General features: G+C 68.0%; 7 protein-coding genes and 1 pseudogene. 3 read left to right on the top strand and 5 right to left on the bottom strand.

All coding sequences use genetic code 11. The features are described from left to right. The 3 genes and pseudogenes from A9X03_RS27530 to A9X03_RS27540 form a co-directional block, all read left to right on the top strand. Positions 1-502 (top strand): annotated as a pseudogene (locus A9X03_RS27530) (hypothetical protein); the annotation flags it as partial. Between the two features lie 76 nt (positions 503-578). Further along, the gene (locus A9X03_RS27535) at positions 579-2,372 is read left to right on the top strand and encodes an NAD(P)/FAD-dependent oxidoreductase (RefSeq protein ID WP_068263945.1); all 1,794 of its coding nucleotides are present in this window, start codon (positions 579-581) and stop codon (positions 2,370-2,372) included. After that, on the top strand, positions 2,369-4,012 hold the full coding sequence (locus A9X03_RS27540; protein ID WP_068263947.1) for an NAD(P)/FAD-dependent oxidoreductase: 1,644 nt from the start codon (positions 2,369-2,371) through the stop codon (positions 4,010-4,012). The genes A9X03_RS27535 and A9X03_RS27540 overlap by 4 nt, the downstream gene beginning before the upstream one ends. On the opposite strand, the gene A9X03_RS28915 is transcribed toward A9X03_RS27540, so the two are convergent. The 5 genes from A9X03_RS28915 to A9X03_RS27565 form a co-directional block, all read right to left on the bottom strand. Next, positions 3,896-5,053, bottom strand: coding sequence for a Zn-dependent alcohol dehydrogenase (locus A9X03_RS28915; protein ID WP_082974586.1), 1,158 nt, complete (start codon positions 5,051-5,053; stop codon positions 3,896-3,898). The genes A9X03_RS27540 and A9X03_RS28915 overlap by 117 nt on opposite strands. A gap of 95 nt (positions 5,054-5,148) precedes the next feature. Beyond that, complete coding sequence (locus A9X03_RS27550; protein WP_068263952.1) at positions 5,149-6,546, bottom strand: DUF2252 domain-containing protein; 1,398 nt, start codon at positions 6,544-6,546, stop codon at positions 5,149-5,151. A 56-nt stretch (positions 6,547-6,602) separates the two neighbouring features. Further along, positions 6,603-7,436, bottom strand: a complete 834-nt coding sequence (locus A9X03_RS27555; RefSeq protein WP_082954948.1) for an SDR family oxidoreductase — start codon at positions 7,434-7,436, stop codon at positions 6,603-6,605. A 42-nt stretch (positions 7,437-7,478) separates the two neighbouring features. Beyond that, entirely contained in the window at positions 7,479-10,634 is a 3,156-nt protein-coding gene (locus A9X03_RS27560) for an adenylate/guanylate cyclase domain-containing protein (protein ID WP_068263955.1), read from the bottom strand. Between the two features lie 117 nt (positions 10,635-10,751). Then, positions 10,752-11,397: sodium/calcium exchanger protein (locus tag A9X03_RS27565; RefSeq protein ID WP_369831425.1), on the bottom strand; the 646-nt coding region annotated here is incomplete at its 5' end.

Below are 11,397 nucleotides of genomic sequence, written 5' to 3' on the forward strand. Positions count from 1 at the left end.
AAATCCCGTTCCCCCGTCCATGTGCCGATCGGGGCCGACCACTCCTTCGGCGCGGATGACCCACTCGAAGGCGGCGATCGCGGCGCGCACCGATGTCGCTTTGCCGCGGCTGCGGGCGGCCGCCGAGCGGCCGGGGAGCGCGGTCGACCGCATCGGGGCGGTTCTCGACGAATCGGGCCGGCTCATGCGCGAGTATCCCGATCTCGCCGCCTTCGAGTGGGTCATCCGCGCCGAAGGAGTGGTCGGCCCCGATCGGCACATGGACGGGGGAACGGGATTTCAGGCTTTCCGCGAGATCATCGAGGGCGTCGTCGACGACGGCTACCGGCGGGGCGAACTGTCGCGGCCTTCCGATCGGGACAGCGTCGTCGAGGCCCTCTACGCGCTCATCTACGGGTTGGTCGAGTTGGGGGCCACGTCGCCGCCGCGCGATTATCACGCCGCGCTCGACTCGGCCAAGAAGATGATCAGCGGAACGTTGTTCGCCAGCGGGCGCGGATAGCGGCGGGGCCGACACGGCACCGCCTTGATATGATCAAGCGATTGATTATATAGTCGGGCCACGAGAGGACCGGGCCTTGACTGAAACCGTGTCGTTCGACGTCGACGCGCTGCGACGCAAATACGCGGAAGAGCGCGCGCGCCGATTGCGCCCGGACGGCATCGCTCAGTACGTCGAGACGGCGGGGGCATTCGCGCGCTTCGCCGACGACCCCTGGGCAGACGGTGAATTCACGCGCGAGCCGCTGACCGACGAAGTCGACGTCGCGGTGATCGGCGCCGGATTCGGCGGGCTGTTGACGGGGGTGCGGCTGCGTCAGCTCGGCGTCGACAGCGTGCGGCTCATCGACCGGGCAGCCGACGTGGGCGGGACCTGGTACTGGAACCGGTACCCGGGGATTGCCTGCGATGTCGAGTCCTACGTGTACATGCCGCTGCTGGAAGAGCTCGGCTACGTCCCCACCGAGAAGTACGCCAAGGGCCCGGAGATCTTCGCGCATTGCCAGCGCATCGCACGGCGCTACGACCTGTACCGCGACGCATGCCTGCAAACCGATGTACACGAGATCCGCTGGGCGGCCGAGGAATCGCGGTGGATCATCCGCACGAACCGCCGCGACGAGATGCGGGCCAGGTTCGTGTCCATGGCCAACGGCTACCAGGCCAAGCCCAAGCTGCCCGGTATCGAGGGCCTCGGCGCGTTCAGCGGGCACGCCTTCCATACCAGCCGGTGGGACTACGCCTATACCGGCGAGAACCTCGAGAACCTCGCCGGCAAGCGCGTGGGGATCATCGGTACCGGCGCCACGGCGATCCAGTGCGTCCCCCACCTCGCGAGGGCGGCGCAGCACCTTTACGTGTTTCAGCGCACGCCGTCGTCGGTCGACGTCCGGGCCAACAGCGCCACGGATGCACAGTGGGCCAACACGTTACGGCCCGGGTGGCAGCGCCGGCGCATCGAGAACTTCCAGATCCTGACCGCAGGCGGCCAAGCCGACGAGGACCTGGTCGCCGACGCCTGGACAAGCATCACGCGCAAGCTTCCGGTGATGCGCCACGACGGGGATGGCGTCGTGGACCCGGCGCAACGCGGCCGCGACATCGAGCTCGCGGACTTCGCCAAGATGGAAGAGATCCGGGCGCGCGTCGACGATCTCGTCACCGATCCGGCCACCGCGGAATCGCTCAAGCCGTGGTACGGCTACTTCTGCAAGCGCCCCTGCTTCCACGACGAGTACCTGCAGACGTTCAACCGCGACAACGTCACGCTGGTCGACACCCGCGGCCGCGGGGTCCAACGCATCACCGAGTCCGGTGTGGTGGTCAACGGCGTGCCCTACGAGCTCGACTGCCTGATCTTCGCAACGGGTTTCGAGGTGGGCACCGACTACTGCCGCCGCACCGGGTTCGAGTTGATCGGTCGCGACGGGGTCTCGCTGACCGAACACTGGGCCGACGGCGTGCGCACCTACCAGGGCCTGAGCACGACGCGTTTTCCCAATTGCTTCATCGAAAGCATCGCCCAGGCGGGCCTGACGGTGAACTTCCCCTACCTGCTGGACGTGCAGGCGACGCACGCCGCGTGGATCATCGCGTGGGCGCTCGAGCGCGGCGTCACGGAAGTGGAGGCCACGCCCGAGGCCGAGGCCGCGTGGGTCGACACGGTGGTGATGCGGTCGGCCGCCAGTGCCGGGCGCGCTCAGACCTGCACCCCCGGCTACTACAACCGGGAGGGCAAGGCGGACGCCAAGACTCGTCAGGGCAGCTTCTTTTTCGGGGCACCCACCGAGTACGCCGACATGTTGGGGGCGTGGCGGGCTGATGGCGACATGAACGGTTACCTGATTCGCGGCGGGACGGCCGGGCCGTGACCAGTCGGCGGTCGCGATGGCGCTACGGCGTCGGCCGGCTGCGGGCGGCGACTCGGCGCAGGCCCCCGCCCAGGGTGGCGATCATCGGCGCGGGCTTCGGTGGCCTCGGCGCCGCCGTCGCGCTGCGCCGCGCCGGCATCGAGGATCTGGTGATCATCGAGGGCGATGACGGCGTAGGAGGCACCTGGCGGCGCAACACTTATCCCGGCGCCGCCTGCGACATTCAAAGCCACCTCTACTCGTTCTCATTCGCACCCAACACCGCGTGGAGCCGTACGTACGCCCGGCAACCCGAGATCCTGGCATACCTCGAATCGGTGGCCGACGACTTCGATCTGCGCCGGCATCTGATGCTGGGCACCCGGGTGCGCTCGGTGCGCTGGAACGGCGGGGGCTGGGAATGCCGGCTCGACCGGGCGGGGCACACCGCCAGCCTGACCGCGGACGTGGTCGTGTGCGCCGTCGGATTGTTCGGTGCCCCAAAGCTTCCCGATATCCCGGGTCTGAGCGACTTCACCGGCACGCTCATGCACACCGCGCGCTGGGATCACCACGCCGGCCTGGCGGGCAAGAACGTGGCGGTCATCGGCACCGGCGCGAGCGGGGTGCAGGCGGTCCCCGAACTGGCCAAGGTCGCCGACCGGGTGAGCGTCTTCCAACGCACACCGCCGTGGATGGTGCCCAAGGATGACCGCCCTTACAGCGCAGGCGAATTGGCGCGCTTTCGCCGCAACCCCCTGGCCGTACGCCGGACCCGCTGGCAGATCTGGAAATTTCAGCACGACAACACCGCGACCTTCGCCGACGACCCCGTGGTCACGGCGCGCACGCAGGTCGCGACGTCGTTCCTGGAACGCACCGTTGCCGACGAGCGACTGCGCCGGGCGTTGACGCCGGACTACCCGTTTCGCTGCAAACGCGTGCTGCTGGGCGACGAGTTCTACCGGGCGTTGCAGCGCGACAACGTCGAGTTGGTGACCGACCCCATCGAGCGGGTCGACGAGTCGGCCGTGCTGACCAAGGCGGGGCGGCGGGTCGACGTCGACGCGATCGTGTTGGCCACTGGGTTTGAAACGTCCCGCTACCTCTCCGGCATCGACGTGATCGGGCCCGGGGGCCGCCGGCTGCACGAGCGTTGGGGCGACGACCCGACCGCTTACCTTGGCGTCGCGGTCAGCGGCTTTCCGAACTTCTTCATGCTCTATGGCCCCAACACCAACCAGGGTGGAAACTCGATCGTCTACATCCTCGAGGCGGGCGCGCGGCTGATCGCCAGCGCGGTCGGCCGGGTGGCGCGCAGGGGCGGCTATGTCGACGTCCGCCCAGAAGCCGAAAAGCGCTACAACGAACGGCTTTCCGCGGACCTGGAGCGCACCATCTGGACCCAGTGCGACAGCTACTTCCGCTCACCCACCGGCCGGATAGTCACCCAGTGGCCATACACGGAACTGGAGTACGCCCGGCGAACGTGGAGGCTGCGCAGGCGCGACTGGTCGCACCGCACCGACAAGCGGCCGGCGGGGCTAGCGCAGACCGAAGTCGATCACGCCCCGGATCAGGTGGCCGGCGCTCAGGTCGGCGTAGGCGGCATTGATGTCGTCGAGCCGGTAGCGCTTGGTGATCATCTCGTCGAGGAGTAGCTGACCCGACTCGTAAAGCGTCGCCAGCAGCGCGATGTCGCTCCTGGGATTGCACGACCCGAACACCGTGCCGCACAACGTCTTGTTCATCAGGATGAAGTCTTGCAGGGCGAGCGCGATCGAGTTGGTTGCCGGCGCGGGCAGCCCCGTCAGCACGCAGGTGCCGCCCTTGCGGGTGAGCGCCAGCGCCGCCGCGACGTCGGAATCGCCGATCATGGCGGGGGACACCACGACCGCGTCGGCCATCACGCCGCGGGTCAGGTCGCGCACCAGCTCGAGCGCGTCCGTAGCCGTCGCGGCGGTATGGGTGGCGCCGAATCTCGCTGCGGAGGTGCGCTTGTAGTCGCTCGAATCGACCGCGACGATCCGGGCCGCCCCGCTGATGCGGGCGCCCTGAACGGCCGCGGTGCCGATTCCGCCGGTCCCGATCACTACCACCGTGTCACCGCCCCGCACCCCGGCACGCCGGGCGGCCGAGCCGTAACCGGTGGGAACCGCGCACGCCAGCAGCGCTGCGGGCACCAGCGGAAAGTCGGGAGCGATCTTTACCAGCGAATCCGCCGCGACCACAGTGTGTTCGGCGAACGCGCCGATCTTGGATACGTGGCCTAGGTTCCGCCCGTCGACCGTGTGATGGCGAAAGGTGCCGTCCGTCGGCATGCCTGGCGCCAGGGTCCCCGACCCCGTGTCGCACAGGTACTCCATCCCCGACGCGCACCACCTGCAGCGGCCACACACCGCGACGAAGGACGTCACCACGTGGTCGCCCGGTGCGAACCCCGCTACGCCCGCGCCGACCTCGACCACCACACCGGAACCCTCATGCCCCCCGATCGTCGGCGACATGGCGGGTAATCCCTTGGCGCACAGCGTCTCTGGCGGCGGGGCCAGCCTGCCCTGCCGGATGTGTTCGTCGGAGTGACAGAGCCCGGCGGCGGCCAGTTGCACCAGGACCTCGCCGGCTTTCGGCGGATCCAGCGTGAACTCCTCGACCGACCACGGACGGCCGTAGTCGTAGAGGATTGCCGCGCGGCTTCGCATCGATTGGTGCCGCCTTTCTATCTGGCCCTCACCGCGGCACAAATACTATCAATTGATTGATTTTGCGAGGGTGGCCCGCCGGCCAACGGTCCGACTTATCGGGCAGGGTTCGCGGCGACCTCGATGTCGCCGGCCGCGGCCGCCGCTCTCAACTGGTGGAAATCGTCCAGCGACTTCTCGGCGTAGCTGTAAGACCACTCGGCCACCGCGTTCTGCACGCCGTCACCGGTGCCGAAGTATCCGTGCAACATCGACGCGTTCGCGCTTTGGGAGTGCGCCCTGGCGAGCAGCACCGCGCAGGCCGTCACGTAATCGACGAAGGTGTCGGCCGACATTCCCTCGGTGTCGACGCTGCCCTTCATGTCATGGAACTGGCGAACGTAGTAGTCGCGGTCGTCTTTGCGCGTCGCCCCGAGGAACACGTCCGACATCGCCTGCAATATCCGCTGGCCGTCGACGACGCGCATCCCTTGGCCCGTTGCGCCGACGGCCGCCGCCAGCGTAGCCGGCTGTGGCCAACCGCCGAATTCGTCGAGCACCGATCGGGTCGCCTCCTTGATCTGCAAAATCAGCGGGGTGCCGCTGGGGCCCACCAGGATCAGCAGGTAGCACCGGGTGCCGACGCTGCCGACCCCGACAACCCGCAGCGCCATATCGGTGACCCGGAAGTGCGACAGCAGTAGCGCGACGTCGGCGGGAACGGTGGCCAGATATTCCTGTATCGACTCCATCAGCACCGCTTCGACATCCTCATCGACATGCTGCAAAACCGGTGGCGCCTCACGCAGCCGCGGTGTGCCGTCGGGGCCGATCTCGGTGAGCTGTTTGAAGACTCGCGCCGAAGTCCGGGTGCGCGCCCGGGACGTCGTCTTCTGGATCACGTCAAGCAACCCCTTGGACACCGTTTCGGTGTAGCGCTCCGGTTCCACCCGCAGGTAGTAGCGGTCCAGCACGTCCATGGCGAGCATTGCCTGCAGGCTGGTTCGATAGCCGACCAGCGCCTGCTCGACGCAGCGGCGGATTGCCTTGGCCCCGTAACCCGCATGGCGCCCACCGACGATCGCGCTGGTGATCAGTCGCTTGACGTCCCACTCTGCCGGAGCGACGGCCGCTTCGTCGAAGTCGTTCAGGTCGAACACTATTGAGCGGTGCGGGGCGGCATACATCCCGAAGTTGGACACGTGGGCGTCACCGCAACACATCACTTCGATTCCACTCGACGGGCAGGCGGCGAGGTCGGCGGCCATGACCGCGGCCGACCCGCGGTAGAACGCGAACGGATCGGCGAGCATCCGGGCGAACCGCAGCGGGACGAGATCCGGTAGGCGCCCGGCGTTTTGAGCCACCAGGATTTCGGTGGCCGACCGGTCGGATGGAGTCAGTTGTGCGAGCGCGCGCCGCGGCACCTCCTTGCGCAGCGCCCGACCGCGCGCCGTATCCCTGCTCGGCTCTTCCAGATCGATCAGACGTTCACGCAGCACCCGTTGCGGCATCCGCTCAGCATAGGTAGCGACGCCGGGGCCGGGGTCGGCTTTTGACCCCGAAGCCCTCAGCCGGCGGCGACTCGGGCTCGCTCGGTCATCGAGGCGATCACGCCGCCGTCGTTGAGGATGTCGGTGCCGGTGAGGTAGCCCGCTTTGTCACTGGCGCAGAACGCAAGCAGCTCGGCCATCTCCTCGGGCTTACCCCACCGCGGGACCGCGGCGTTGCTCACCATTGCGCCGGCGCCCGCCTGCTCCTCGAGCCTGCCCATCTCGGTGTCGATCGACCCCGGTGAAACCGAGACGATGCGCAGCCTGCGCCCGTTGAATCTCTCCGCCTGCGACTGGCTGTACCACTTCACGAAGCTCTTGCTGACCGCGTAGGCGATCCCGGATCGCGCTTCCTCGGGAACGATGTCGCAGGTCGTCATCAGCGCCTCCAGGAAGGCGTCGGCATCGCGCAGCGCCAGCGGAAACTGGTCCACCGGGACCATTTCCGCGGGCAGGACATGGGCCGCCATCGACGCCACGTTGACGATCACGGCGCCCTCACCGGCCGCTTCGTAGAAAGCCTCGTTGACGTAGAGCGTGCCGAGCGCGTTGGTCCGCATGACGTAGTCCGCGGGACCCATGCTGGGGCTCACACCCGCGGTGTGGATGACCGACGCGAGCGTGCCAAGACCCTTGGCCGTATGGAGCAGATCGACGACCGCCGCCCGGTCGGTGACGTCACAGTCGACGGCCGTGGGCACCATGCCGAGCTCTTCCAGGGCCGCGGCCGCCGCCTTCAGCCGGTCCTGCCTGACGTCGCACAGGACCAGGGTGTGGTCGCGGCCGACGATCCTGGCCGTGGCCAGACCCATGCCGCCCGCGCCGCCGGTGATCACCGAAACTCGAGTCATACCGAGGACCGTATACGCAGCGTGATTGAGGGCGCACCTGGGTTAGGGCATTGCCCGGGCCCACGCGATATGCCCTTCGAAGCCAAGCGAATTGGCCATGGCGCGATAGCGGTCTCGGTAGTCCCGATAAGTTGCGCCGTCGCCGCGGGCCCGCGCCTCGAGCGCGCGCATCCGCAGCAGCCACAGGTCATGCAGCACGAATCCGGGTTCGGTCGGCATCGCCGCCAGCCGGTCGATGGCCTCTTGCGCTTCAGGGAGGTCCCTGGCGCCACCCCTGCGCAGCAGCGCTTCTGCCAGCGCGGCGGTGGTGGCGCCGAGACTGAGGAAGTCGGATCTGTCGTATTGCTCTTCGATGGCGGGGCGCAAGAGGTCGATCGCAGCGTCAAGGTCGCCGATGCGCAACTTCTCATTGGCGATGAAGAGGTTCACGAGCGTGTCCGCGCCCAGCGTGAAGCGCTCTTGCAAGGCGGCCTCACGCGCGGCGGCAAGCAGGGCGAAGGCCTCTTCGCGTGAGCCTCCGTCGTAGCTCAACAGGGCGACGCCGTGCACGTACCGCGCGCAGGCCAGCGTGAGATCGTCACCGGACCGCTCCGCGATGTCCAGCATCTCGGCCGTCTCCTGCAGGGAGGCCGCGTCGGGCGACCAGACCCCGTAGGGGATCAGGTTGTACTTGAACAGCAGCATGATCGCGCGCAACGCCGGTTCGAATGCGCGGGCCATCGTCACGCCCGTATCGAGATCAACCCGCCAGTCCGGATCGCCGAGGAAGCACCGGGCGCAGCCCCGGAGCACTGTCGCGCCGGCCAGCGGGGAGCCGATGATCAGATTGCCCTTGGTCGCGTCACCGTCGGCCAGCTCGATCGCCCGCTGCGCGATGCGTAGGGCTTCGGTCATCTCGCAACGCTGAAGATTGGTGGGCATCGCCGCGTAGAGCAGCCCGAGAATCAAGGTCGGGTCGCCGATCGAGTCGAGCAGGCTCTCGAGCTCCGAGGCCAACTGTGCGGCTTCGCCGAACCGGGCGTGCACGATCAGCGCCGGCAGCCATCCGGCCATCGCCATCGCCAGCGACACCTTGTCGCCGGCGGCGGTCGCCAGGTCGCGCAGTTCGTCAAATCCGGTGTCTGCCATGGTGCCGCCGGTCAGCCAGGAACTGGCGCAGAGCAGCGTCCGCGGCGCGATCCGCATCGCGGCGTGCTCGGTGTCGGCGGCGGGTAGGCGGTCCGCGACGTCGCGCGCATGCCGCCAGCTCGCCCGCGCGGCGGCCATGTTGCGGTGTCTCAACCACGTTCCCGCCCGCATGTACCAGTCGAAGGCCGCATGCAGATCACCCGCCGCTTTGAGGTGTTCTGCGATCAGTGCGGCATTTTCGTCGGCTGATTCCGGCTCGCGCTGTTCGATCAGGGCGGCGAGCCGGCGGTGCAGCTCGTCGCGGTCCGACTTCAGTTGCGATTCGTAGGCCACGTACCGGATCAGCGGATGCCGAAACGTGTATTCGACCTTCGGGGTGAACGCGACCTGGTCGATCAGCTCGCCCTTGACCAGTTCGTCGAGGACCGGTTCGACGCCCAGCGCGCTGACCAGGTCCGGGCTGAACCGCGTCCCGATCACCGCGGCCGCGCAGAGGGTGCGTTTGGCCGGGAAGCTGAGGCGGTCGATGCGGGCGGCGATGACGGCGTGCAATGTCGGCGGGGCGGTGATGTCGGCAATCTCGCCGTGGAGCAGGTAGGAACCGCGCTCGCCGCGAATCGAACCCCGCTCCGCGAGGTCGCGCACGATCTCCTCGGCGAAAAAGGGATTGCCGCCCGCCCGTTCGGAGATGACTTCCGCGAGCCCGCGCACCGAGGCATCGGTGCCGAGCAATTCGCCGATCAGCGCCACGGTCTGGGTGTTGTTCAGCGGACGCAACGCGATCGTCTGTGCGCCCGGAATCGCCGCCAGCGCGCCTTGATACTCGGGCCGGTAGGTGATCAGCATCATCGAGCGGGTTTGCCGGATCACTGTCAGAAAGTCGGCGAGCATCGACTCGCTGACCTGGTCGATCCAATGGGCATCCTCGATCACATAGAGGGCCGAGCCACGGCGATTCACCCATGCGGCGGTCACGAGCGCGGTGAGACGCCGCCGCCGGGCGTCACCCTCGATGTTGGGCGCTTCCACCGTGGGATCCGCAATGCCGAGCAGGTCGTCGACCAGCCAGAGATCCTCACTGTCGGCGTTCGGGAACCTGGCTTCCAGCTGCGCCCGTGCGGCCGCGTCGCCCAGCCCGTCGACCCCGAGGGCGGCGCGCAACAACCCCGTCACCGCGTGGAACGGAATATCGCTGGTGTGGGACTCGCAGTACACGGTGATGACGTCCATCCCGCGGCTCTTCGCCAATGCCGCCGATTCGCGGACGGTACGGCTCTTGCCGATGCCCGGCGGTCCGACGACATCGATGACGCATCCTGCCCCGCCGACCGCCTCATCGAGGATGCCGGCGATGGTGTTGAGTTCCCATGTGCGCCCGACCAAATGAGGGTCTTTGCGCTGGCTGTGCTGGCTCGTGGCAGCGATCAAGCGGCGAGCGGGGACCGGGTCCTTGGCTCCCTTGATGTACACCATCTCTGGATCCGCAAGGGTCGCGGCGTCGTCGACCAGCCGCGCGGTGGACTCGCTGAGCATCACCCCGCCCGGGGGCGCGACCGACTCCATCCGCTGGGCCATTCCCACCTGCTCGCCGATGGCCGTGTACCCCAGAGCGCCGGATCCGATCTCGCCGGCGATCACCTGACCCGAATTCAGGCCAACCCGTAGCTGCAGCTCGATCTTGTCCCTGCGCGCGACTTCGCCCGCCACGCGTCTGGTCTCGTCCTGGATCCCGAGCGCCGCAAGGCAGGCGCGAAAAGCGTGGTCCTCCAATGCGATTGGGGCGCCGAACACTGCCATGATCCCGTCGCCGGTGAACTTGTCCACCCTGCCGCCGAATCTCTGAACGACCGCGGCTGCGCGCTCGACGAGTTCGCCCATGATCTCGCGCAGCCGTTCCGCGCCCACCGTGGCGGCGATATCCATCGAGTGCACGACGTCGGCGAACAGTACGGTCACCTGCTTGTACTCCGCGGCCGCCGGACTGATCGTGACTTGCGATCCGCACTCGTCGCAGAACTTGGCGGTGGCGCGCAGTTGAGCGCTGCATGATGGGCACGCCACGGTGGACATCGTCACGTGAGCACCACCCATCCAGGTCGTACCACCCCAGTTGTAGAGAATAGGCGGCCTGCCCCGGTGAAGCGTGGGTATTGGCACTTTGCTGGACGGCCGGCGCTAGGGCCGCGACTAGGCGTCTGGCTCCGGATGGTGCGGGTGACCGGTGTGCCGGATTGCCGTCCCGAAGAACGGCGCCCGCAGGGTGGCGGCCAGGTGACGGCGGTAGCGGATCAGCGCGACGACGGCCACCACGGTGTACACGGCGCAGAGCAGCAGCCGGCCATGCGTCGAGGCGATCGGGAACTGCACGACGAACAAGCCGAGCAGCGTGCACGCCGCGGCGCGGTTGAACCGCAGCGCCAACAACAGCGCCACGCCCATCATGGTCTGGGTCGCCGTCAGCAGCACTTCCTCCACCTGGCGCGGGTCGAGCTGCAGTGCGAAGCCGCCGCCGCCGAGGAGGTGGGCAATCGGCAGCGATCCGATCAGCAACGTCCACTGGTTGACCTTCGAGGAGATCAGGGTGGCGATGGCCGCCGTGCCCTTGCCCCGGGCGGCGAAGATGGTGGCGACGATGAACTCCGGCGCTTCGGAGGCCAGCGGGGCGAGCCACTGGACCAGCAGGAAACGATCGATGCCCAGCTCGGTGCCCGCGGCGACCAAGTTGTCGGCGAACGGCTTGGCGCACAGCAGGATCACCGCGCCGGACAGCAGGAAGAGGCCGACGACGACGATGCGCCGGCCTCGATCGGGCAGCTCCCCCAGGGCGGCGGCG

Source organism: Mycobacterium sp. E1715 (genome assembly GCF_001667625.1).
Lineage (GTDB): Bacteria > Actinomycetota > Actinomycetes > Mycobacteriales > Mycobacteriaceae > Mycobacterium.

Coding starts and splice junctions, on each gene's coding strand:
- A9X03_RS28915 (WP_082974586.1), bottom strand. CDS start 5,053: ATGCGAAGCCGCGCGGCAATCCTCTACGACTACGGCCGTCCGTGGTCG.
- A9X03_RS27550 (WP_068263952.1), bottom strand. CDS start 6,546: ATGCCGCAACGGGTGCTGCGTGAACGTCTGATCGATCTGGAAGAGCCG.
- A9X03_RS27555 (WP_082954948.1), bottom strand. CDS start 7,436: ATGACTCGAGTTTCGGTGATCACCGGCGGCGCGGGCGGCATGGGTCTG.
- A9X03_RS27560 (WP_068263955.1), bottom strand. CDS start 10,634: ATGTCCACCGTGGCGTGCCCATCATGCAGCGCTCAACTGCGCGCCACC.